This window comes from Sagittula stellata E-37 (genome assembly GCF_039724765.1).
Classification (GTDB): Bacteria; Pseudomonadota; Alphaproteobacteria; order Rhodobacterales; family Rhodobacteraceae; genus Sagittula; species Sagittula stellata.
Genome location: NZ_CP155729.1, coordinates 2062884 through 2083550 on the forward strand (window position 1 = coordinate 2062884; position 20667 = coordinate 2083550).

At 66.1% G+C, this 20667-nt stretch carries 26 protein-coding genes and 1 pseudogene; 24 read left to right on the forward strand and 3 right to left on the reverse strand.

The annotated features are described in order from the left end of the window. Nucleotides 1-93: 93 nt before the first annotated feature. The 3 genes from ABFK29_RS09785 to ABFK29_RS09795 are packed head-to-tail and all read left to right on the forward strand — an operon-like array spanning nucleotide 94 to nucleotide 2625. A complete protein-coding gene (locus tag ABFK29_RS09785) occupies nucleotides 94-603 on the forward strand; it encodes a hypothetical protein (protein WP_005857437.1) in 510 nt (169 codons plus the stop codon). Continuing rightward, nucleotides 596-1000, forward strand: a complete 405-nt coding sequence (locus ABFK29_RS09790; RefSeq protein WP_005857440.1) for a hypothetical protein — start codon at nucleotides 596-598, stop codon at nucleotides 998-1000. The genes ABFK29_RS09785 and ABFK29_RS09790 overlap by 8 nt, the downstream gene beginning before the upstream one ends. Continuing rightward, complete coding sequence (locus ABFK29_RS09795; protein WP_005857442.1) at nucleotides 997-2625, forward strand: carboxyl transferase domain-containing protein; 1629 nt, start codon at nucleotides 997-999, stop codon at nucleotides 2623-2625. Before ABFK29_RS09790 ends, ABFK29_RS09795 begins: the two co-directional genes overlap by 4 nt. Before the next feature lie 95 nt (nucleotides 2626-2720). Here ABFK29_RS09795 and ABFK29_RS09800 read toward each other — a convergent pair whose 3' ends face one another. After that, nucleotides 2721-3302 carry a hypothetical protein gene (locus ABFK29_RS09800; RefSeq protein WP_005857444.1) on the reverse strand — a complete coding sequence of 194 codons (582 nt, stop codon included), beginning with the start codon at nucleotides 3300-3302 and terminating at the stop codon, nucleotides 2721-2723. A 155-nt stretch (nucleotides 3303-3457) separates the two neighbouring features. Here ABFK29_RS09800 and ABFK29_RS09805 point away from each other — a divergent pair, with 155 nt between their 5' ends. The 7 genes from ABFK29_RS09805 to ABFK29_RS09835 all read left to right on the forward strand — a co-directional run bounded on the left by ABFK29_RS09805 (nucleotide 3458) and on the right by ABFK29_RS09835 (nucleotide 9407). Further along, entirely contained in the window at nucleotides 3458-5392 is a 1935-nt protein-coding gene (locus ABFK29_RS09805; protein ID WP_040604412.1) for an acetyl/propionyl/methylcrotonyl-CoA carboxylase subunit alpha, read from the forward strand. Then, entirely contained in the window at nucleotides 5389-5661 is a 273-nt protein-coding gene (locus tag ABFK29_RS09810; protein ID WP_005857449.1) for a hypothetical protein, read from the forward strand. The genes ABFK29_RS09805 and ABFK29_RS09810 overlap by 4 nt, the downstream gene beginning before the upstream one ends. Then, nucleotides 5658-6323 (forward strand): glutathione S-transferase family protein, encoded by a 666-nt coding sequence (locus ABFK29_RS09815; protein WP_040604357.1) that lies wholly within the window; start codon nucleotides 5658-5660, stop codon nucleotides 6321-6323. Before ABFK29_RS09810 ends, ABFK29_RS09815 begins: the two co-directional genes overlap by 4 nt. Nucleotides 6324-6476: 153 nt before the next feature. After that, nucleotides 6477-7331: a hydroxymethylglutaryl-CoA lyase gene (locus ABFK29_RS09820; protein WP_040604358.1), complete on the forward strand. Its 855-nt coding sequence runs from the start codon at nucleotides 6477-6479 to the stop codon at nucleotides 7329-7331. A gap of 86 nt (nucleotides 7332-7417) precedes the next feature. Continuing rightward, the gene (locus ABFK29_RS09825) at nucleotides 7418-8200 is read left to right on the forward strand and encodes a crotonase/enoyl-CoA hydratase family protein (RefSeq protein ID WP_005857455.1); all 783 of its coding nucleotides are present in this window, start codon (nucleotides 7418-7420) and stop codon (nucleotides 8198-8200) included. A gap of 88 nt (nucleotides 8201-8288) precedes the next feature. After that, nucleotides 8289-8672, forward strand: a complete 384-nt coding sequence (locus tag ABFK29_RS09830) for a hypothetical protein (RefSeq protein WP_005857457.1) — start codon at nucleotides 8289-8291, stop codon at nucleotides 8670-8672. A 201-nt stretch (nucleotides 8673-8873) separates the two neighbouring features. Beyond that, nucleotides 8874-9407: a hypothetical protein gene (locus tag ABFK29_RS09835; protein WP_005857459.1), complete on the forward strand. Its 534-nt coding sequence runs from the start codon at nucleotides 8874-8876 to the stop codon at nucleotides 9405-9407. A 12-nt stretch (nucleotides 9408-9419) separates the two neighbouring features. Here ABFK29_RS09835 and ABFK29_RS09840 read toward each other — a convergent pair whose 3' ends face one another. After that, a complete protein-coding gene (locus tag ABFK29_RS09840; RefSeq protein WP_005857460.1) occupies nucleotides 9420-10166 on the reverse strand; it encodes a MauE/DoxX family redox-associated membrane protein in 747 nt (248 codons plus the stop codon). Between the two features lie 345 nt (nucleotides 10167-10511). Between ABFK29_RS09840 and ABFK29_RS09845 the strand changes: the two genes are divergently transcribed. The 11 genes and pseudogenes from ABFK29_RS09845 to nuoF all read left to right on the forward strand — a co-directional run bounded on the left by ABFK29_RS09845 (nucleotide 10512) and on the right by nuoF (nucleotide 18528). Then, complete coding sequence (locus ABFK29_RS09845) at nucleotides 10512-10877, forward strand: NADH-quinone oxidoreductase subunit A (protein ID WP_005857462.1); 366 nt, start codon at nucleotides 10512-10514, stop codon at nucleotides 10875-10877. Then, a complete protein-coding gene (locus ABFK29_RS09850; protein ID WP_005857464.1) occupies nucleotides 10877-11401 on the forward strand; it encodes a NuoB/complex I 20 kDa subunit family protein in 525 nt (174 codons plus the stop codon). The genes ABFK29_RS09845 and ABFK29_RS09850 overlap by 1 nt, the downstream gene beginning before the upstream one ends. Before the next feature lie 111 nt (nucleotides 11402-11512). Then, the gene (locus ABFK29_RS09855; protein ID WP_005857466.1) at nucleotides 11513-11710 is read left to right on the forward strand and encodes a hypothetical protein; all 198 of its coding nucleotides are present in this window, start codon (nucleotides 11513-11515) and stop codon (nucleotides 11708-11710) included. Nucleotides 11711-11714: 4 nt separating this feature from the next. Continuing rightward, entirely contained in the window at nucleotides 11715-12323 is a 609-nt protein-coding gene (locus ABFK29_RS09860; protein ID WP_005857468.1) for an NADH-quinone oxidoreductase subunit C, read from the forward strand. 139 nt (nucleotides 12324-12462) lie between these two features. Then, nucleotides 12463-13686, forward strand: a complete 1224-nt coding sequence (locus tag ABFK29_RS09865; RefSeq protein ID WP_005857470.1) for an NADH-quinone oxidoreductase subunit D — start codon at nucleotides 12463-12465, stop codon at nucleotides 13684-13686. Between the two features lie 97 nt (nucleotides 13687-13783). Further along, entirely contained in the window at nucleotides 13784-14101 is a 318-nt protein-coding gene (locus ABFK29_RS09870) for a hypothetical protein (RefSeq protein ID WP_232281536.1), read from the forward strand. A gap of 53 nt (nucleotides 14102-14154) precedes the next feature. Then, a pseudogene (nuoE, locus tag ABFK29_RS09875) lies at nucleotides 14155-14868 on the forward strand (NADH-quinone oxidoreductase subunit NuoE); the annotation flags it as partial. A gap of 245 nt (nucleotides 14869-15113) precedes the next feature. After that, complete coding sequence (locus tag ABFK29_RS09880) at nucleotides 15114-16130, forward strand: hypothetical protein (protein WP_005857476.1); 1017 nt, start codon at nucleotides 15114-15116, stop codon at nucleotides 16128-16130. 164 nt (nucleotides 16131-16294) lie between these two features. Beyond that, nucleotides 16295-16993: a hypothetical protein gene (locus ABFK29_RS09885; RefSeq protein ID WP_050772384.1), complete on the forward strand. Its 699-nt coding sequence runs from the start codon at nucleotides 16295-16297 to the stop codon at nucleotides 16991-16993. A 14-nt stretch (nucleotides 16994-17007) separates the two neighbouring features. Beyond that, a complete protein-coding gene (locus ABFK29_RS09890; protein ID WP_005857481.1) occupies nucleotides 17008-17226 on the forward strand; it encodes a DUF5337 domain-containing protein in 219 nt (72 codons plus the stop codon). Between the two features lie 3 nt (nucleotides 17227-17229). Further along, a complete protein-coding gene (gene nuoF, locus ABFK29_RS09895) occupies nucleotides 17230-18528 on the forward strand; it encodes an NADH-quinone oxidoreductase subunit NuoF (protein ID WP_005857483.1) in 1299 nt (432 codons plus the stop codon). A gap of 69 nt (nucleotides 18529-18597) precedes the next feature. Here the strand turns inward: nuoF and ABFK29_RS09900 are convergent, their stop codons facing one another. Beyond that, complete coding sequence (locus ABFK29_RS09900) at nucleotides 18598-18783, reverse strand: hypothetical protein (protein WP_005857486.1); 186 nt, start codon at nucleotides 18781-18783, stop codon at nucleotides 18598-18600. A 209-nt stretch (nucleotides 18784-18992) separates the two neighbouring features. On the opposite strand from ABFK29_RS09900, the gene ABFK29_RS09905 reads away from it, so the two are divergent. From ABFK29_RS09905 to ABFK29_RS09915, 3 genes are all read left to right on the forward strand, one after another. After that, complete coding sequence (locus ABFK29_RS09905) at nucleotides 18993-19481, forward strand: DUF3291 domain-containing protein (RefSeq protein ID WP_005857487.1); 489 nt, start codon at nucleotides 18993-18995, stop codon at nucleotides 19479-19481. 30 nt (nucleotides 19482-19511) lie between these two features. Continuing rightward, on the forward strand, nucleotides 19512-19955 hold the full coding sequence (locus ABFK29_RS09910) for a hypothetical protein (RefSeq protein ID WP_157136433.1): 444 nt from the start codon (nucleotides 19512-19514) through the stop codon (nucleotides 19953-19955). 135 nt (nucleotides 19956-20090) lie between these two features. Next, entirely contained in the window at nucleotides 20091-20483 is a 393-nt protein-coding gene (locus tag ABFK29_RS09915) for a DUF5333 domain-containing protein (protein WP_005857493.1), read from the forward strand. Nucleotides 20484-20667 lie beyond the last annotated feature (184 nt).

Sequence of the window (20667 nt, forward strand, 5' to 3'; positions counted from 1 at the left end):
GTGCTGGGTCTTTGTCTGATGGCCTGCCCGGCTTTGGCACAGACGGGGGAAGAGGCGCCGCAGTACGCGCCTTTACCGAGCTTCGGGGCGTGCATGGACGAGGAGGCGGCGCGCTACGAACGCGCCCTGAAACGGCTGAACGAGATGCCCGACGCGCAGGAGTTCGAGATCGGAGACACCCGTGGAACCGGCTATTGCGGATCGGTGGGCTTTGTCCATTGCGATCGGAAGCCGACGCTGGAAGAGGTGCAGGCGTGCCAGCTTAAACTGGCGGCGGAGGAAGAAGCGCTGGCGGAGAAGATCCGCGCCGCGCTGCCCCCGCCCGAGGAGGTCGAGGGCAAGGGCGGCGACTTCGAACAGGCGCTGTATCCGCGCGCCTACGCTCTGGCGCAAGGGATCTCGGCCGGACCCGACTGCGACGGCGACATTCCCCAGCGTGGCACGTGGTGTACGGCATGGGAAGCGAACAACCGGCTGCGGGACGCGATCCTTGCCTGGCAACTTGCGCGGTTCCTGGGGGTGGCAGAGACAGCGGTGGCGGCCGGATGGGCCGAAGCGCCGCCGCCCCGCCGCCCGCGTGCGCGGGAGGCGGAGGATGACTGACCTGACGTCGCGGCTGGCGGACCGGCGCTGTCCGGACTGCAACACCTTGCAGCCGCTCTTTGTGTCGCAACCGGGCAGCCGGCGGGTCTGGCAGCGCGACGGGGCGGAGGTCATCCCCTGTCCGGGCTGTGCCGTGCCGCTGCGGCTGGAGGAAAACGCCCGCGATCCGAAGGGCATCGTCGCGAGCGTGCTGTTGGTGGCGATCCTCGGCGGCGGTTTGCTGGCGGCGCTCAGGGCCGCGACGGGCTGGGGATTGGGGGCGTGGCAGCTCGGCGGACTGCTCCTGGTGATCGTGGCGCTGGGGATCGGGGTATCGACGGTCTGGAACGGGTTCGAGGCGCGGCGGCGGCCAGTGGTCGTGGCTGGGCGCGCCCTTGGGGAGGAAGACGCATCATGAGGTTGCAATCGGCGGTCCTGACGGGGTCGGAGACGTACCGCGCCAACAGGGAAGCACACCTGGCCGCACTGGCAGAAATATCGGAGGCTGCATCTCTGGCGGCGGCGGGCGGCGGTGCGAAGGCACGCGAACGCCATCTGTCGCGGGGCAAGATGCTGCCAAGGGAGCGCGTGGCGGGACTGCTCGACGCGGGCTCTCCGTTCCTGGAGGTGGGCGCGCTGGCGGCGCATGGCATGTACGATGGCGCAGCGCCCTGCGCCGGTGTGATCGCGGGGGTCGGCCTTGTGGAGGGCCGGCAGGTCATGGTGATCTGCAACGACGCCACGGTGAAGGGCGGCACCTACTACCCGATGACGGTGAAGAAGCATCTGCGGGCGCAGGAGATCGCCGAGGAATGCCGCCTGCCGTGCATCTACCTCGTGGATTCGGGCGGCGCGAACCTGCCCAACCAGGACGAGGTCTTTCCGGACCGCGACCACTTCGGCCGGATCTTCTACAATCAGGCGCGGATGTCGGCCAAGGGAATCCCGCAGATCGCCGCGGTCATGGGGTCGTGTACGGCGGGCGGCGCTTATGTCCCGGCCATGTCCGACGTGTCGATCATCGTGAAGGAGCAGGGGACGATCTTTCTGGCCGGGCCTCCTCTGGTGAAAGCCGCGACCGGGGAGGTGGTCAGCGCCGAGGACCTGGGCGGGGGCGATGTGCACACCAGGTTGTCGGGGGTGGCGGACTACCTCGCCGAGGACGATGCCCATGCGCTGGTCCTGGCGCGGCGGGCGGTGCGTTCGCTGGGCAGAGTTTTCGAGGAAAACTCTGCGACGGAAAGACTTTTCGTCGAAAAGTCTTTGGGGGGCGCCGCGCCGGATTACGATCCGGAGGAGATCCTGGGCGCCGTGCCCGCGGACCTGCGCACCCCTTACGACATTCACGAGGTGATCGCGCGGGTGGTCGACGGGTCGTGGTTCGACGCTTTCAAGCCGCGCTTCGGCGAGACGCTGGTCTGCGGCTTTGCCCAGATCCACGGCATGGACGTGGGCATCGTCGCCAACAACGGGGTCCTGTTCTCCGAGAGCGCGCAGAAAGGCGCGCATTTCGTCGAACTCTGTTCACAGCGGAAGATCCCGCTGGTGTTCCTGCAGAACATCACCGGTTTCATGGTGGGCCGGAAATATGAGAACGAGGGAATCGCGCGTCACGGGGCGAAGATGGTGACGGCGGTGGCCACGACCAGCGTGCCGAAGGTGACCGTGTTGGTCGGCGGGTCGTTCGGCGCGGGCAACTATGGCATGGCGGGGCGGGCCTACCAGCCGCGGTTCCTGTGGACCTGGCCGAACTCCCGCATTTCGGTGATGGGCGGCGCGCAGGCGGCAGGCGTTCTGGCGACGGTCAAGCGCGATGCCATTGAGCGCTCGGGCGGTGTGTGGTCGGAGGACGAGGAGGCGGACTTCAAGCGCCCGACGCTGGAGATGTTCGAACGCCAGTCGCATCCGCTCTACGCCTCGGCCCGGCTCTGGGACGATGGGGTGATGGATCCTCGCAAGACGCGCGCCGTGCTGGCCCTGTCGCTGCGCGCCGCGCTGAACGCCCCGGTGGAGGAGACGCGGTTCGGCGTCTTCCGCATGTGACGGAGGTGCGCGTGCACAGGCAGTGTCCTGCGGGCGTTGGCCACCGGCGGCGTGCCGATCTGCGGTATGCCGGCGGTCCGCGCTTCGGTCCCGCGTCAGCCGCGATAGGCGGTGCGCGGCGCGCCTTCCGCCGCCCCGTGCCGTTTGAACTGAAGGTTGTTCTTGCGCACGAACATGCCCATCGAACTGCGCACCGCGGGCTGGAGGGCGTCGAAGGCGTCCTCGTCCGCTGCGCGCGCCGCCAGTACGGCATTGGCCGCTTCGGTGCCGGCGACAAGCTGGTCGAGCGCCGCGATGCTGTTGTCGAAGTCGGGGAACTCCAGCTTGATCTTGCTCTTGCCGATCACCGCCTCAAGTTGCTTGTTGGGCGGCAGGTCGACCTTGGCGCCTTCGGCCTGAAGCTGCTGGCCGAAGTTGTAGAGCGGCGAGGCCGCCCCCAGCGCAGCGCAGGCCCGCAGAAATCGGGTGTATTTTTGGGTGGTGCCGAATTTCTCCATCTGGCAGTCGAGTTCGATCGGCTTTGTGATGATCGGGTCCTTGGGCCGGTCGGCGCGAATCGTGCGGACACGGATGGCGTGCGAAACGTCGAGCAGGATGTTCAGGGAGAAACCGAATTCGTAGAAAAGGTCCGCCTGGGCTTCTGTCAGCGTTCCGGTGAGACGGTACTGGCCGGACATGGCAATATTCCTTGGTCTGCGGGCCACGCGGAGCCCGGGAAATCCTGGCCGGGACAAACTGGCCGAAGAACTGAAATACTAGGATACGCTGCCAGATCGGCTGCCGTGACGCAACGGAAACAATCGGGCGTGCAGGGGCTGCGGGGGGAATGAAGATGTTTGACACGATCCTGATCGCGAACCGGGGAGAGATCGCCTGTCGGGTCATCCGGACGGCGCAGGCCATGGGTCTGCGGTGTGTGGCGGTCTACTCGGAGGCGGACGCGGACGCGCTGCATGTCGCCATGGCAGATGTGGCGGTCTGCATCGGCGGGGCGGCGCCGTCGCAAAGCTACCTGCGGGGTGACCGGATCATTGCCGCCGCGCGGGAGACGGGCGCGCAGGCGATCCACCCGGGCTATGGCTTCCTGTCGGAGAATCCCGATTTCGTGGCCGAGGTCGAGGCGGCGGGCTTGGTTTTCATCGGCCCCTCGGCGGACGCGATCCGCAAGATGGGTTTGAAGGACGCTGCCAAGCGGCTGATGGAGGAGGCGGGCGTACCCGTGGTTCCGGGCTACATGGGCGGCGACCAGGACCCCGGCCACCTGGAAGCGGAGGCGGAGACGGTCGGTTACCCGGTGCTTATCAAGGCCGTGGCGGGCGGCGGCGGCAAGGGGATGCGCCGCGTCGACCGGGCAGAGGACTTCATCGACGCGCTGGAACGCGCAAAGGCGGAGGCGCGCGGTGCGTTCGGCAACGACGACGTGCTGATCGAGAAGTTCATCGAGAAGCCGCGCCATATCGAGGTGCAGGTCTTCGGCGACGGCACCCGTGCTGTACATCTGTTCGAACGGGACTGCTCGCTCCAGCGGCGCCATCAGAAGGTGATCGAGGAGGCGCCCGCCCCGGACATGCCGGAGAACGTGCGTGCCGCGATGGGCGAGGCTGCCGTGCGCGCCGCCGAGGCGATCGGCTACAGCGGGGCCGGGACGGTGGAGTTCATCGTGGACGGGGCGGACGGTCTGCGCGCCGACGGCTTCTGGTTCATGGAGATGAACACGCGCCTTCAGGTGGAACACCCGGTGACGGAGGAGATCTGCGGCGTCGATCTTGTCGAGTGGCAGATCCGCGTCGCCGCCGGAGAGAGCCTGCCCGCCCGGCAGGAGGATCTGGCAATCCGGGGCCATGCCTTCGAAGCGCGGCTTTACGCGGAGGACGTACCGGCGGGGTTCCTGCCCGCGACCGGTCGGCTGGCGGAGCTGCGGTTCCCGGCAGGGGTGCGCGCCGAAACCGGTGTGCGCGCGGGCGACGAGATCAGCCCGCATTACGATCCGATGATCGCCAAGCTGGTGGTGCACGGGCCGTCCCGTGCGGTGGCGCTCAGGAAACTCGCCGCTGCCCTGCGCGCCACGCGCGTCGCGGGGACAGTGACCAACCTCGGCTTCCTTGGTGCGCTGGCAGAGCACGAGGGGTTTGGGCGCGGAGAGGTCGATACCGGGCTGATCGCGCGTGACCTCGACGCGCTGGTGACGGTGCCGGAACCGGGGCCTGCGGTCTGGGCGGAGGCGGCGCTGGGGGCCATGGGCTTGCTCGATGCGCAGGGGTGGGAGACGGGCTTTTGCCTCTGGTCGCCTGCGTGGAAGCGGATCGTGCTGTCGCGCGGCGAAGACCGGCAGGATCTGGGGGTCATGGTCCGGTCGGCAGGCTCGGCGTTGGTGTCGGTCGGGGGGATCGAGGTCGAGTGCCTCAGAGGCGCATCGGGCTGGACCTTCGATGGCGCGGCGGGCGGCGGGGTGTTCGTCGACGGGGCGCAAGTGACGGTCTTTGCCGACTACGGTGTGAGCTTCGAGGTCATCGACCCGTTGGCACAGCAGGCGGAGGGCGCGGCGGCGGGCGCGGCTCTGGCGCCGATGCCGGGGCGCGTCGTTTCGGTCCATGTGCGCGTCGGGCAGGAGGTCGCGGCGGGCGACCGGCTCGCCGTGCTTGAGGCGATGAAGATGGAGCACACGCTGACCGCCTCGGCCGACGGGGTGGTGGCCGAGGTGCTGGTGGCCGAGGGCGACCAGGTGGAGGCCGGGGCGGCGCTTGTGGTCATGGAGGAGGCGGAGTGACCTTTGCCGATCTGCCGGAGGCGACGCCGGTGATGATGTGTCCCGAAGTGCAGGCCGATCCGAACGCCGCCTACACGGTGGCGGCGGAACTGGACCGCAACATCGCGGTCTGGTGCGGCGCCTGCCGGTTCGAGACGGCGCGGACGGGTCGGCTGCGCGACGTGCTGGACGCCTGGCCGATGCTGGCGCGGCAGGAGCTGCCGGAGATGGGGCAGCACTACGAACACACGGGCTTTGGCCTTTGGTTCCTGAGGGAGGGACGGATTTGATCAGGTTGCATCACGTACAGTACGGGCGGTCTTTCCGCGTGCTGTGGCTGCTGGAAGAGATCGGCGTGGAGCGCTTTGGCGGGCTGGAGATCGTCGAGCACCGGATCGGCACGCGCGAGATGGCAGAGAGCGGGCTGGCGCGGGTGTCGCCCGCCGTACGCATCCCGGCGATCGAGATGGACGGGCTGGAGATGTCCGAATCCGGCGCCATCGTCGAGCACCTCGTGGAGACTTACGCGCCCGAACTGGGCCGGGCGCCCGGGGACGCGGAGCGCGCGGCCTACCTGCAATGGATCCACTTTGCGGAGACCCAGGCTAGCCTGATCGAGAACCTGAACCTGCAGATGGTCTTCCTGCGCCCGCCCGCGAAGCCGTCCCCGGTGGTGGTGAAGCTGACCGTGGCGCGGCTGCGGCAGACGCTGAAGGGGATGGAGGCGCGGCTTTCCGGTGACTGGCTGCTGGAGGGCGGTTTCTCGGCGGCGGACATCATGATGGGGTTCAACCTGTTTGCGGCACCCTACTACGTGAAGCTGGAGGAGTTCCCCAGGCTCGCGGCCTACAAGGCGCGGATGGAAGCGCGGGAGGCGTACCGGCGGGCCGTGGACCGGGAAGGGGCACAGCGGTTCTACACGCAGGACTTCTACCCGGTGCCGGAGGTCTGAGACGGTCGGAGGCCTGTTGGCCGCCGGGATGCCGTTGGCCGGGCCAGTTGTTGAAAGGCGCGCCTTGCGGCGCACAGGGTGTCTCGGCCCCGGCCTTCGGGCCGTGACCTCGGGGCGCCTGCGGCGCGGCGGATGGAAACGGGAGGAGAGCACATGGCCGACAGGGTCGAGATCTTCGAGGTGGGGCCGCGCGACGGCCTGCAGAATGAAAAACGGATGATCGCCACGGAGACAAAGGTGGCGCTGGTGGACCTGCTCTCCGGAGCGGGGTTCCGGCGGATCGAGTGTGCGTCGTTCGTGTCGCCTAAATGGGTGCCGCAGATGGCGGACAGCGGCGACGTGTTGGACCGGATCGCGCGCGCGCCGGGCGTGTCCTACGCCGCCCTGACACCCAACATGAAGGGGCTGGAGCGGGCGCTGGCGGCAGGGGCCGACGAGGTGGCGGTGTTTGGCGCGGCCTCGGAAGGGTTCTCGCGCGCGAACATCAATGCCTCCGTCGACGAGGGGCTGGCGCGGTTCGTGCCGGTCTGCGAGGCCGCGCGGGAGGCGGGCGTGCCGGTCAGGGGCTATGTGTCCTGCGTGGTGGAATGCCCCTTCGACGGTGCTGTGGCGCCCAAGGACGTGGCGCGGGTGGTGGCGGCGTTGCGCGACATGGGCTGCTACGAGGTCTCGTTGGGCGATACCATCGGGCGCGGCACGCCGGAGGCAGTGGATGCGATGCTGGCCGTGGTATTGGACGAGATGGCGGCAAACCGGCTTGCGGGCCATTTCCACGACACGAGCGGGCGGGCGTTGGAAAACGTCGGCGTCGCCATCGAACGCGGCCTGCGGGTGTTCGATGCGGCGGTGGGCGGGCTTGGCGGTTGCCCCTACGCGCCGGGCGCCGCGGGCAACGTGGCCACCGAGGCGGTGCATGACTTCGTCACGGCGCAGGGGTTCGAGACCGGGCTGGACGCGGCGATCCTTGCCGAGGCAGGCCGGCTGGCGCGGTCGATGCGGGCGGCATGAAACCCCCGGGATGCGGTACAATGGGCCGGGCGACGATCCGGGACGTCGTGCGTGGCGGGACACATGCAGGAACAGGAGGAGGAGTGATGGAAGAGGTTCGTGTGGTGCGCGAAATGCGCGGCGTGGCGCGGCTGGTCCTGGCGCGGGCGGCGAAGCACAACGCCATGTCGGCGGAGATGATGGCGCAGATCGTCCGCGCCGCACAGGAACTGGCGGCCGACGAGGCGGTGCGCGTCGTTGTGCTGGAGGCGGAGGGCCCGACCTTCTGCGCCGGGGGCGACCTTGCCTGGATGCGCGAACAGTTCGGCATGGCGCCGGACGCCCGGCGGCGCGAATCCGCACGGATTGCCGAGGCGCTCGGCGCGTTGCACGATCTGCCGCAACCGCTGATCGGACGGGTGCAGGGCAATGCCTTCGGGGGCGGGATCGGGCTGATCTCCGTCTGTGACGCAGCCATCGGGGTGGAGACGGCGAAACTGGCACTGACCGAGGTGAAGCTGGGTCTGATCCCGGCCAACATCGGGCCGTACGTCATCGCCCGGATGGGTGCGAGCTCTGCCGCGCGCATCTTCATGAACGGCAAGGTGTTCGACGCGGCGGAAGCGGTGTCGCTGGGCCTGCTCTCCCGCGCGGTCCCGGCGGAGGACCTCGACGCCGCCGTGGAGGCAGAGGTGGCGCCCTACCTCTCCTGCGCGCCGGGGGCGTTGCGGGACGCCAAACGCCTGTTGCGCCGTTTGTCGGGCGGTGTGCGCCGGGACGATGTGGAGATGGCTGTCGACGCGCTGGCGGCACGTTGGGAGACGGCCGAGGCGCAGGAGGGCATTGCGGCCTTCTTCGACAAGCGCCCCGCGCCCTGGGCGGAAGGATAGGCGGGGAGCTGGCCGTGTGTCGTGACGGGCGGCGCGTCGGGTCGGCGCGCACGCGAAGGGCGCCACGGCAAGCCGAAGGGACACGAGGATGACGGCGCAGCTTGCGCAACTCTACGGGATGGGATGCCTCGCCATGGTCTTCTTCCAGGTGGCGCTGATCGGCGGGCTGCCGCTTGGCGCATGGACGCAGGGTGGGAGGCATCGCGGCGCCTTGCCCTGGCCGGGGCGGCTGACGGCGGCGCTCTCGGTTCCGGTGCACCTGTATCAGGGGCTTGCCATCGTGAGCGCGGCGGGGTTCCCCGGGCTGGCATGGCCGTTGTGGACCGGGTGGGTCGCCTTCGGCACAAGCTTTGCCGTGGCCGTGCTCAGCGGCCTCTCGCCATCGGAGGAGGAGCGTGCTGTCTGGCTTCCGGTCACCGCCGTCATGGCGGCGCTGGCGTTTTACGTGATGGCGATGACGCTGGCCGGATAAGGGTGCGGGTCCGACAAGGGGCGAGGCACGGCTTGTCCAGGAACACCTGCGGAGCGCCACGGTCAGGCCATATTTCCCTGCGACACGGCAGGGAGGCGATCTGCGGGTCTGGGGCCGGCTGCAAGTGACGCAGGGGCCCGGTTGCCCGTTTGGCCGAACCGGCGCAGGGCGCGTGGCATGGGTAGGAAGGGGACAATCGGTATGTGTCGAAACATCGGTTTGGCAGCCGCGCTGCTTGTTCTGGGCGCTGTGCCCGCCATCGCGCAAGAGCCTGTGGCACTGACCGCCACGCCCTGCCGTCCGATGGCCCAAGTGGACTGGACCGCGCCGCCCCCGGCCCAGTTCGGCATCGCGCTTGGGTGCCTTGAGCAGGAAGACTACGGCGGGGCGATCCGCTTTCACGCGGTGGCCGCCGCGATGATGTTCTTCGATGCGATGCGGGTGGGCGACCCGGCGGCGCGCAGCGTGCACGCCGAGGTGGCAAAGGCGTTCGGCGATCAGGCGGGCGAACAGGCGATGTCCGCGCAGTCCGCCTTTCTGCGCACCATGGACAAGGCCGCCTTCAGCGCCGAGGTCTGCAAACTGTTCGAAGAGAAGGGCCCACCGCAGCACGCCGTGACCTACATGGAAGGACGGGGCGAGGCGGGTGTCGATATCCTGCGTCCCGGATTCGATCCCGCCGCGGCCTGGACAGAGGTCTCGGCCCTCATGATGCGGTGCCTGCCCGGCGGCTAGGACGGGGCCGTCTCAGACCAGTGTCGCGAGCATCCAGACACCCATGCCGACCATCACAAGGTTCTCGGTCAGCGACACGAAACCCAAAGGCACATTGGACGATCCGCCCATGCAGGCGCACTTCAAGTCGCGCTTGTCGATGTAGACGGCCTTGACCACCGACACCGCGCCTATGGTGCCGATCAACAGGGCCAGCGGACCGGAGAGCCAGGGCAGGACACCGGCGAGCATCAGGATGGCGGCCAGCGCCTCGGCATAGGGGTAGACATAGGCGTATTCGACCTTGCGGCGGGCCAGCAGGTCGTAGTTCAGGAACATCGTCGAAAAGCTCTCGATGTCGCGCAGTTTCTGTACCGCAAGCAGCGCCATGGCGGTGGCCAGCATCGCGCGCAACGTGCCCGACCAGCCAAGCCCGCCGGTCCAGCCAATGGCCATCCCCATCAGAGCGGCCATGCCGAAGATGGCAATGACCGGGGTATAGCTCTTCTCGATGTCGGCGGCGGGTGTGAGTCCGAGTTCGCGCTGCGTCTCTTCGTACCCGCCTATGCGCCGGTCGCCGATGTAGACCTGCGGTGTCGTTTCAACGTCGTGCGATTCCAGAAAGCGGTCGGTTTCCTCGCGCGTCGTCAGGAGATGATCGTCGACCTCGTAACCTTTGCGTTCCAGCAGCGCCTTCGTTTTCAGTCCGAAGGGGCAGAGGTGATCCGGCGTCGACATGCGGTAGAGGCGGGCGCGGTTCGGCGAGGAATCGAGGGGCATGCGAGGGGGCCTCCGGTCAGCAGGATGGATGGTTTGCCTGGGGCGCACTGATGGCCCAACGCGCTCGACCGCCGGCCTGTTCCCGCGCAGGACTGGCGCAGGATTGGGCGCGACCCATCCGCGCGGGGCAGGGCGGGAACCGGGGATCGAGCCGTGCACCCGGCACTAGGCCATTGCGCAGGCGGGAAAATTCGTGCCGTTTTGCACCTGCGGCGGATCGTTTCCATTCTACCGAATATGGCGCGGCCTTGTTGACCCTGCCGGTCGGTGCGGATAAGTCACGACATGACACGCGGCGCGCGCCTCCCGCGCGTGGCGCGCCCCCCGTTTATGAGGAGCTGCCTCGTGGAAGAGATGCTGCGGGAATATCTTCCCATCCTTGTGTTCCTGGCCATCGCCATCGTCATCGGACTCGTTTTCATTTTCGCCGCGATCCTCGTCGCCGTGCGGAACCCGGATCCGGAGAAGGTGTCGGCCTATGAATGCGGCTTCAACGCCTTCGATGACGCGCGGATGAAGTTCGACGTGCGGTTCTACCTCGTGTCGATCCTGTTCATCATCTTCGACCTCGAGATCGCGATGCTGTTCCCGTGGGCCGTGGCCTTCCAGCACATCTCGATGACGGCGTTCTGGGCAATGATGGTGTTCCTCGGCGTGCTGACGGCGGGTTTCGCCTACGAATGGAAGAAAGGGGCCCTGGAATGGGAGTGATGACCGGAGCGAACACTGCGGGCGTCGACCGTGAGGTGGCCACGCAGGATCTGAACCGCGAACTGCAGGACAAGGGTTTCCTGCTGACCTCGACGGAGGACATCATAAACTGGGCGCGCACCGGCTCGCTCCACTGGATGACCTTCGGTCTGGCGTGCTGCGCGGTGGAGATGATGCACACCTCGATGCCGCGCTATGACCTGGAGCGGTTCGGCACGGCACCGCGCGCCAGCCCGCGCCAGTCGGACCTGATGATCGTCGCGGGCACGCTGACCAACAAGATGGCGCCGGCGCTGCGCAAGGTCTACGATCAGATGCCGGAACCGCGCTACGTGATCTCGATGGGTTCCTGCGCGAACGGCGGCGGCTATTACCACTATTCCTACTCCGTGGTGCGCGGCTGCGACCGCGTGGTGCCGGTCGACGTCTACGTGCCCGGGTGCCCGCCGACAGCCGAAGCGCTGCTGTACGGCATCATGGCACTGCAGAAGAAGATCCGCCGCACAGGAACGCTGGTGCGCTGAAGGCGGTGTTTTCGGCGGTCTGACCGGGCGCATGGCCCCGGGGACCGGCCGGGACGAAGAGAGTCAGGGCTTCCGGGCGGACCCGCCGCGGGAGCGAGAAGGGAAGACGAGATGGCAGACGTGAAACCGGGCGACAAGGTCCAGCTTATTTCGGGCAGCGTCGTGATGACTGTGGAAACCGTGGGGCAGAGCGATCAGAACGCCGCCCTGACGGCGGCACAATGCGTCTGGTACGAAGCCGGGCAGGGCAATGTCCTGGGCGAGGTGCGCCGCGCGGTGGTTGCCGTCGACGCTCTGGAAAAGGTGTAAGCGAATGGTGCAGGCACTCAAGGAACTGGGCGATCACATCGCGACGAAGCGCCCGGATTGCGTGGTCGCCTGGGATGTGACCCATGGCGAGTTGAACGTCGACGTGGCCCCGTCGAACATCCGCGGCTTCGTGGACTTCCTGAAGACCGACCCGACATGCCGGTTCTCGACGCTGGTCGACATCACCGGGGTCGATTACCCGGAACGGCCGAAGCGGTTCGACGTGGTCTACCACTTCCTGTCGATGTACCAGAACCACCGTATCCGGCTGCGCGTTTCGGTGCGCGAGGACGAGATGGTGCCCTCTATCGTGCCGGTGCACCCCAGCGCCAACTGGTTCGAGCGCGAGACTTTCGACATGTACGGTATCCTGTTCTCGGGCCACCCTGACCTTCGCCGCATCCTGACCGACTACGGGTTCCGTGGCTATCCGCTGCGCAAGGACTTCCCGACGACCGGCTACACGGAGGTGCGCTACGACGAGGAGCGCAAGCGCGTGGTCTACGAACCGGTGACGCTGGTCCAGGAATATCGGCAATTCGATTTCATGTCGCCGTGGGAGGGTGCGAAATACGTGCTCCCGGGCGACGAGAAGACCGAAGGCCAGGCGTGAACATGGCCGGGCGCGGGATCCGGAAGAGTTTTCGGGCGAAAACTCTTGGACGTGAACACTCTTCGTCCGAAGAGTGTTCCTTGCGCGCGGTGACAATGGACGGGGTACGTGAAAAACGCCCCGAGGAAAGGGACGGTCGATGATGGACGGCTCCAAAGGTTTCGAAGACGCCCTGACGGGTGAACAGAAAATCCGCAACTTCAACATCAACTTCGGTCCGCAGCACCCGGCGGCGCACGGCGTGTTGCGCCTCGTGCTGGAACTCGATGGCGAGATCGTGGAACGCTGCGACCCGCACATCGGCCTGCTGCACCGCGGGACCGAGAAGCTGATGGAGAGCCGGACCTACCTTCAGAACCTGCCGTATTTCGACCGCCTCGACTATGTTGCGCCGATGAACCAGGAACACGCCTGGTGTCTCGCGATCGAGCGTCTGACCGGCGTTGAGGTTCCGCGCCGCGCGTCGCTGATCCGGGTGCTCTATTCGGAAATCGGCCGGGTGCTGAACCACCTGCTGAACGTGACCACGCAAGCCATGGACGTGGGGGCGCTGACGCCGCCGCTCTGGGGCTTCGAGGAGCGCGAGAAGCTGATGATCTTCTACGAGCGGGCTTGCGGTGCGCGCCTGCACTCGGCCTACTTCCGGCCGGGCGGGGTGCACCAGGACCTGCCGCCGAAACTGATCGACGATATCGAGCAGTGGGCAAAGGAGTTTCCGGCCAAGCTGGACGATATCGACGGCCTGCTGACCGAGAACCGCATCTTCAAGCAACGCAACGCCGACATCGGTGTCGTGACCGAGCAGGAGATCCTCGACTGGGGTTTCTCCGGTGTCATGGTGCGCGGCTCCGGCCTCGCGTGGGATTTGCGCCGTGCCCAGCCCTACGAGTGCTACGACGAGTTCGACTTCAAGATCCCGGTGGGCAAGAACGGCGATTGCTACGACCGTTACCTGTGCCGGATGGCGGAGATGCGCGAATCGACGAAGATCATCCTGCAGGCGGTCGAAAAGCTGCGTGCGCCGGACGGTCAGGGCGATGTCCTTGCCCGGGGCAAGGTCACGCCGCCGAAGCGCGACGAGATGAAGACCTCGATGGAGGCGCTCATCCACCATTTCAAGCTTTACACCGAAGGGTTCCATGTTCCCGCGGGCGAAGTTTATGCCGCGGTGGAGGCACCCAAGGGCGAATTCGGCGTATATCTCGTGGCGGATGGCACCAACAAGCCATACCGGGCAAAGCTGCGCGCGCCGGGCTACCTGCACCTGCAGGCGATGGACCACGTTGCAAGCGGCCACCAATTGGCCGACGTGGCGGCGATCATCGGCACGATGGATATCGTTTTCGGCGAGGTCGACCGCTGAGGTGCGGCTTGTCTGGCGATCCGCTGCGGTGAACGGACGGCAGGTCACGGGCAAGAACAGACAGGCCGCGCGAAGAGGCCGGACGAGGGAAATGAAAATGAAGAAACTGTTTCTGTGTGTCCCGATTCTGGCGCTCGCCGGGTGCGTGGAACTGGGCATGGCGCCCAAGGATACCACGCCGGAGATGCTGGCACAGTGGGACGCGGCCGTGGCTTCTATCGGCTGCGACCTGGTCTCTGAAAGCGATTACCTGCCGGTGGAACTGCAGACCGGCATTCCGCGCCCGATGCTGATCGAGATCGCGCAATACAAGATCCAGAAGCAGGAAGCCGTGTCGCTGGAAAACGGCGGCGTGCGCTCTGTCGTGGGCGCATGTGCGCCGCAGCCCGAAGCGCAGGTGGCGCAGGCAGGCTGAGCGGAGCCGGCTGGAACGTGATACGGCGCAGGCGCGCCAGAAGGAGTTGAGACATGCTGCGACGGCTGCATCCCGAACAACCGGACAGCTTCGAGTTTACCGAAGCGAACCTCGCCTGGGCGAAAGAGCAGATCACGAAGTATCCCGCCGGGCGTCAGGCTTCGGCCATCATTCCGCTGCTCTGGCGGGCGCAGGAGCAGGAGGGCTGGCTCACCCGTCCCGCCATCGAGTACGTGTCCGAGATGTTGGGCATGGCCTACATTCGCGGGCTCGAAGTGGCGACCTTCTACTTCATGTTCCAGCTTCAGCCGACCGGTTCGGTCGCGCATATCCAGATTTGCGGTACGACGTCCTGCATGATCTGCGGGGCAGAGGATCTGATGGCCGTCTGCCGGGACAAGATCTCGGCGAAACCGCACACGCTGTCGGAAGACGGCAGGTTCTCTTGGGAAGAGGTCGAGTGCCTCGGCGCCTGCACAAACGCGCCCATGGCGCAGATCGGCAAGGACTACTACGAGGATCTCACCGCAGAGAAACTGGGTGCCCTGCTGGACGCGCTGGACAAGGGTGAGGTGCCGCAGCCGGGGCCGCAGAATGGCCGGTTCGCGTCGGAACCGCTGGGCGGGGCGACCACTCTGACCGAATACACCAACGCATCGATCAAGATGAACGCCAGCGCGCAACTGGCGGAGGACATCGGCGACACGGTGAAGCGCATCGACGGGACGGAGGTGCCGCTCGCGGCGCCCTGGACCGATCAGGCGGGCACCCGCGGCGCCTGATTGCATGTCACAGACACGGTTGGAACGGCGGTCCCTTACACGGGGCCGCCGTTTCGCTTTGCGGCTATAGCGATTCTCCGGTCCGGGCCTCCGGGTTCCCCGCTGACGGGGGGTATTCTTTTGTCCCATACGGCGCATCTGAGATTGTCTCCACTGACGAAGGGGGCAAAAGTGTTTAGAATGCTTGGTAAACACCTTGCTGGTGGAAACGTAGATGGGAGAACGGCCGAATGAGAACGAATGGCAACTGCACCATGATGAGCTGGGGAATAGCGGCGGCGCTGGGGGTTTTGGCGTTTCTGCTGCTCGTCGGAAGCAACGGGTTCGGCACGGCCCTGTTTCTCGGGATCGTCGCGTTCGTGTTGCTGGGATTGCTGTTCCAGTGGCTGTTCTGTGCCCCTCTGCCGAAAGCTGGTGAAACCGGTGTGACGGCGGAGCCGTCCGGCGGCGACAGCGCGGACACTTCGGCTTCCAAAGCTCAGGCGCCGTCCACCGCTGCGGCGGCCTCGGCCGGTGCGGCTGCGGCAAGCGCGGCCTCGGCCTCCACTGCCGAGAAACCTGCGGAAGATACCGAACCCGAGCCGGACCCGCAGCCTGTTGCGGAAACGGCGCCGGTTGCGGAGGCGGCCACATCTGACGCGCCTGAGGAACCGGAGCCTGCGCCCAGTGCCCAGCCTGCGCCCGAGAGCGCGGAGGCGGATGCCGAAGACAGCGCCGATGAGTCCGGATCGCGTGTGAAGCCCAGCACGCCGCTGGCCGGTGAGGCCGATCTCGCCAGCCGCAAGGGGTCGTGGACCTATCGGAAATCCGAAGCGGAACCGGAAGACGCGACCCTCTCCGGCAGCGCGGATGGCGCTGCGGGCAGTGTCGACGGCGCCAAGGTCCAGAGCGCTCCTGACGCGGGCGACGCCAAGGAGGCCGCGGCTGAAGCGGACAAGGCTGACACGGCGGGCGAGGGTTCAAAGCCTGCATTGCTTGACGGGCCTGAGGGCGGCACGCCGGATGATCTGAAGCAGATCAAGGGCATCGGACCGAAGCTAGAACAGGTCTGCCATTCGATCGGCGTCTACCATTTTCACCAGATCGCGGCCTGGACGGAGGATGAGGTCGCCTGGGCGGATGCCAACCTTGTCGGATTCAAGGGGCGCGTGAGCCGCGACAACTGGGTCTCGCAGGCCAGGTTGCTTGCTGAGGGCGGCGAGACGGAGTTCTCGACTCGTGTCCAAAAGGGTGGCGTCTACGAGTGACCGACGCCGGGCGGGGCGCGGATACGCGCCCTGCGACTCCGGGGCGGCTTGCACATGGACCCATGATGTGTCAGGCGTGAACCCGGCACTGTTGGGGAGGAACGGCGCTTTGACTGGCGGCGCGGAAAGACCTGCGCCCCGCGAACTCGAGCGAGGACGTGACCATGAAAATGACTCCCAAGAAGACTTTCACCCCGGACTATTCTCCTGTCGTCAAGATGATGGCGATGCAGACCCGGCTGATGGTCGAGACCAGCCAGAACATGATGAAGCTGGCGATGCTGCCCTGGCAGGGCATGCCCATGCCTTCGATGAAGGCGGGCTTCGGCAGCATCTGCGCGCCGGGTGGCGTTGCGAAGAAAGCCCCGTCGGCCAAGGCTGCCGCTGAAGCGGTCGAAAAGGCCGCCGCGGTGACCGAAGAGGTTGTCGAGACCACGGCCAAGGCCGCCGATCAGGTTGTTGAGGCCTCCGCCGAGGCTGCGGAAGAGGTTGCCGAGACCACCGTCGAAACAATGGAGGCCACGGTCGACACGACGACCGAGAGCGTCGAAGACGTGGCAGCCGATGCGGCGGAAACCACCGCCGAGACTGTCGAAGCGGCAGACGACATGGCGGAAGAAATCGTCGGTGTGGCCCCGGCCTTCCTGTCCGCGCCCGAGGGCGAGGCGGACGATCTGACCACCCTTATGGGCGTCGGTCCGAAGCTGGCGGTGACCCTCAACGAGGCGGGTATCTACCATTTCAGCCAGATCGCGGAATGGACAGAGGACAACGTCGCGTGGGTCGATGCAAACATCGCCGGCGTGCGTGGCCGCGCCGCGAAGAACGGCTGGGTGGCGCAGGCCGCCGACCTCACGAAGTGAATTGACGGCGGGCGATGGCTAAGAAGGACGACCTTAACCGGCAGGGGCGCAAGATCGCGCTCGTGATTGCCGGGACCGGTGTGTTCTGGATTGCCATCACCGCCATCGGCGGGGCGCTGGACTGGAGCCAGCGCCTCCGTGCCCTGTTCGACCTTGTGGCACTTGCCGGGTTTATCTGGGCGTTCTGGATGATATACGGGCTCTGGCGGGCGCGCCAGGAACACGAAGGATAAGCGATGCTTCATGATCAGGACCGGATCTTCACCAATCTTTACGGCATGCATGACCGGACGTTGGACGGCGCGAAAAAGCGCGGTCACTGGGACGGCACGGCGGGGCTGATCGAGAAGGGGCGCGACTGGATCATCCAGGAAATGAAGGACAGCGGGCTGCGTGGGCGCGGCGGCGCTGGCTTCCCAACCGGTCTGAAATGGTCCTTCATGCCGAAGGAAAGCGACGGTCGTCCGGCCTACCTGGTTGTGAACGCCGACGAATCGGAGCCGGGGACCTGCAAGGACCGCGAGATCATGCGCCACGATCCGCACACGCTGATCGAGGGCTGCCTGTTCGCGTCCTTCGCGATGCAGGCGCACGCCTGCTACATCTACATTCGCGGTGAGTACATCCGTGAGCGTGAGGCGCTGCAGCGTGCCATCGACGAGGCCTACGATGCCGGACTGGTCGGGCCGAACGCGGCCGGATCGGGCTGGGATTTCGAGATCTTCCTGCACCACGGCGCCGGCGCCTACATCTGTGGCGAAGAAACCGCGCTGCTGGAAAGCCTCGAAGGCAAGAAGGGCATGCCCCGCATGAAACCGCCGTTCCCTGCCGGCGCGGGTCTGTACGGTTGCCCGACCACCGTGAACAACGTCGAATCCATCGCCGTCGTGCCGACGATCCTGCGTCGCGGCGCGTCGTGGTTCTCGTCCTTCGGACGCGAGAACAACGCAGGCACGAAGCTGTTCGCCGTCTCGGGCCACGTCAACAAGCCCTGCGTCGTCGAAGAGGCGATGTCGATTTCCTTCGAGGAGCTGATCGAAAAGCACTGCGGCGGCATCCGTGGCGGCTGGGACAACCTCAAGGCGGTGATCCCCGGCGGCTCTTCCGTGCCGTGCGTGCGTGGCGAGAAGATGAAGGACGCCATCATGGACTTCGATTACCTGCGGGGGGAGCTGGGTTCCGGCCTCGGCACCGCGGCGGTCATCGTGATGGACAAGGACACCGACATCATCAAGGCGATCTGGCGGCTGGCGAAGTTCTACAAGCACGAGTCCTGCGGCCAGTGCACACCCTGCCGCGAAGGCACGGGCTGGATGATGCGCGTCATGGACCGCCTTGTGCGTGGCGAGGCCGATGAAGAAGAGATCGACATGCTGTGGGACGTGACCAAACAGGTCGAGGGCCACACGATCTGCGCCCTTGGCGACGCCGCGGCCTGGCCGATTCAGGGCCTGATCCGCAACTTCCGCGACGAGATCGAGGATCGGATCAAGGCGCAGAAATCCGGCCGGGTGAGCGCGGTCGCGGCAGAATAAACAGCTTTTGCCATCGAATCGGAAAGGGCGCCGCAGGGCGCCCTTTTGTGTTTCTGGGAGGGGCCGGGATCACTTGGTCCCGGTTTCTTCCTTCAGCGTCTCACGATCCTCTGCGGGCATTCCCTTGGACATGTCGTCAGAGGTCTCGGCGTTCTTTTCCCGGCCCACGTCGTCGTGTTCGGTGAACTTCCGGGTCTTTGCCTTCTCGTCGGCATCCTTTTCCGGCAGCGGGCGGGTCTTGGGTGTATCGGTCATGTCAGCTCCTCCTTTACAAACAAAACCCCCGAGCGGGCGGGGCGGTTCCCAAACGGCCAACGGCCTTCTGCGGGGAAAGCAGTCCATGCTGCCCGGCCATGCTGTCCGGATCGAATAAAGCCCGCCGAAAATGCGTTGGCCATTCCGGCGCGCGGGTCCTTATAGTGTCGCCGAACGCCGCAAGGCGAATGACATGGGGGCAAACATCAATGCAGATGCATCTCGCGGAACTGAACATCGGCCGGCTTGTGGCGCCTACGGACGATCCTCGCGTGGCAGAGTTCATGGACGCGCTCGACCGGATCAACGGTCTGGGCAAGCGCATGCCGGGTTTCGTCTGGATGATGGAAGGCTCGGGTGAACCGGGGACGGGCAACACCGAGAACAACATCGGCGACGATCCGCAGTTTGTTGCCAACATGACGGTCTGGGAAGACGTGGCCAGCCTCGAACGCTTCGTCTGGGGCACGATCCACCGTCAGTTCTACGAACGGCGGCAGGAGTGGTTCGACGTCTTGGGCGACATGCACTTCGTCATGTGGTGGGTGCCGGCAGGACATCGCCCGACGCTGGAAGAGGGGCTGGCGAAGCTTGACCTCCTTCGGCGGGAAGGCGACAGTGACGCCGCCTTCGGCTGGTCCCACCTGACCGAAGCGCGCATGTGGCGTGACAAGCGCTGCGACGCGAAGGCCGGATAAGGTGCTTCGGAAAGAACAAGAGGCCGGAGAATGAGCAATTTGAACCACTTGGCTCCACGACAGGCGGGGATGGACCGCGCCGCCACCAAGACAGAGGCCCTGCGCGCACCTTCGGTTGCTTCGGGTGCGCTGCTGCGCGGGGGCACGATCCTGCTGCTGATCGCCGCGATGGCGGTGCTTGCCGGATGTGGCGCCAGCCAACGCCGGCAGGTCCAGACCTTCGACGGCCAGACCTTCCGTGGCAGCGCCAAGGCGTCCGGCGAAGATCGTCAATACTTCGTGGCGTCGGTCCGCGATCCGCGAAAGAGCATCGACGGCGCGATCCAGGCGGCTGAGTATCAGGCGGTGAAACACTGCATCAACCTGTACGGCACCTCGGACATCGACTGGGAGATCGGCCCGGAAACGCCGAAGGACCAGCTTTCGATCACCGGCGACTCGCTGACACTGACCGGGCGCTGCAAGGACATCTAGGCGGCTGACCGCAGGGCGGGCGCAGTTAGCGCGCCGTGTCTTGCCGATCGCGGGCGGAATCCGCCCGCGTTATTGCATATCCAAGCGGTTCCAAGCCTCTTGTGTCGAGATCGCCGTGTAACCGAGGACCCATTCATGCGCCTGATTCCATCCGTCCTGATCCTTGCCCTCCTGGCGTCGGCAGCGGTTGCCAAGCCGCCTCTGCGCGAGGTTCGTGAAATCGACGACCAGTTGATGATGATCGCCATCGCGGACGAGATTCGTAAGTCTTGCAAGGGAATCGATGCCCGTTTCCTGCGCGGAATCGCGGAGCTCAACGGCTTGAAGTCGAAGGCGAAATCGCTTGGCTATTCGTCCTCGGAGATCGACGAATACGCCACGTCGAAGTCGGAGAAAGCGCGCATGAGGTCCAAGGCCGAGTCGTGGCTGGCCAGCCAGGGCGTGAAAGCCAACGACAAGGCGTCGCTTTGCAGCTTCGGGAAGGCGCAGATGGCAGGGGGCACCTACATCGGGTCGCTGTTGCGCTGAGGTAAATTCCTGACTTGAACGGTCACCTTCACAGGCGCTGAAATCCCGGTCATCGGGCCGCTCTCCTGCAATCAAGTTGCTTTGCCGCGTCGATTTTTCCGGGATTTCTGCGCCGCTGCATCTGGCGCAGCCGGACATGTCGCGGTAGAACCCGTCGCAAGTCGCGCCCGGTCCGTCGGCCAGT

Coding starts and splice junctions, on each gene's coding strand:
- ABFK29_RS09850 (WP_005857464.1), top strand. CDS start 10,877: ATGACCGGAGCGAACACTGCGGGCGTCGACCGTGAGGTGGCCACGCAG.
- ABFK29_RS09860 (WP_005857468.1), top strand. CDS start 11,715: ATGGTGCAGGCACTCAAGGAACTGGGCGATCACATCGCGACGAAGCGC.
- nuoF (WP_005857483.1), top strand. CDS start 17,230: ATGCTTCATGATCAGGACCGGATCTTCACCAATCTTTACGGCATGCAT.
- ABFK29_RS09880 (WP_005857476.1), top strand. CDS start 15,114: ATGAGAACGAATGGCAACTGCACCATGATGAGCTGGGGAATAGCGGCG.
- ABFK29_RS09830 (WP_005857457.1), top strand. CDS start 8,289: ATGACGGCGCAGCTTGCGCAACTCTACGGGATGGGATGCCTCGCCATG.
- ABFK29_RS09785 (WP_005857437.1), top strand. CDS start 94: ATGGACGAGGAGGCGGCGCGCTACGAACGCGCCCTGAAACGGCTGAAC.
- ABFK29_RS09915 (WP_005857493.1), top strand. CDS start 20,091: ATGCGCCTGATTCCATCCGTCCTGATCCTTGCCCTCCTGGCGTCGGCA.
- ABFK29_RS09795 (WP_005857442.1), top strand. CDS start 997: ATGAGGTTGCAATCGGCGGTCCTGACGGGGTCGGAGACGTACCGCGCC.
- ABFK29_RS09865 (WP_005857470.1), top strand. CDS start 12,463: ATGATGGACGGCTCCAAAGGTTTCGAAGACGCCCTGACGGGTGAACAG.
- ABFK29_RS09910 (WP_157136433.1), top strand. CDS start 19,512: ATGAGCAATTTGAACCACTTGGCTCCACGACAGGCGGGGATGGACCGC.
- ABFK29_RS09870 (WP_232281536.1), top strand. CDS start 13,784: ATGAAGAAACTGTTTCTGTGTGTCCCGATTCTGGCGCTCGCCGGGTGC.
- ABFK29_RS09825 (WP_005857455.1), top strand. CDS start 7,418: ATGGAAGAGGTTCGTGTGGTGCGCGAAATGCGCGGCGTGGCGCGGCTG.
- ABFK29_RS09790 (WP_005857440.1), top strand. CDS start 596: ATGACTGACCTGACGTCGCGGCTGGCGGACCGGCGCTGTCCGGACTGC.
- ABFK29_RS09890 (WP_005857481.1), top strand. CDS start 17,008: ATGGCTAAGAAGGACGACCTTAACCGGCAGGGGCGCAAGATCGCGCTC.
- ABFK29_RS09840 (WP_005857460.1), bottom strand. CDS start 10,166: ATGCCCCTCGATTCCTCGCCGAACCGCGCCCGCCTCTACCGCATGTCG.
- ABFK29_RS09900 (WP_005857486.1), bottom strand. CDS start 18,783: ATGACCGATACACCCAAGACCCGCCCGCTGCCGGAAAAGGATGCCGAC.
- ABFK29_RS09855 (WP_005857466.1), top strand. CDS start 11,513: ATGGCAGACGTGAAACCGGGCGACAAGGTCCAGCTTATTTCGGGCAGC.
- ABFK29_RS09805 (WP_040604412.1), top strand. CDS start 3,458: ATGTTTGACACGATCCTGATCGCGAACCGGGGAGAGATCGCCTGTCGG.
- ABFK29_RS09800 (WP_005857444.1), bottom strand. CDS start 3,302: ATGTCCGGCCAGTACCGTCTCACCGGAACGCTGACAGAAGCCCAGGCG.
- ABFK29_RS09820 (WP_040604358.1), top strand. CDS start 6,477: ATGGCCGACAGGGTCGAGATCTTCGAGGTGGGGCCGCGCGACGGCCTG.
- ABFK29_RS09885 (WP_050772384.1), top strand. CDS start 16,295: ATGAAAATGACTCCCAAGAAGACTTTCACCCCGGACTATTCTCCTGTC.
- ABFK29_RS09905 (WP_005857487.1), top strand. CDS start 18,993: ATGCAGATGCATCTCGCGGAACTGAACATCGGCCGGCTTGTGGCGCCT.
- ABFK29_RS09835 (WP_005857459.1), top strand. CDS start 8,874: ATGTGTCGAAACATCGGTTTGGCAGCCGCGCTGCTTGTTCTGGGCGCT.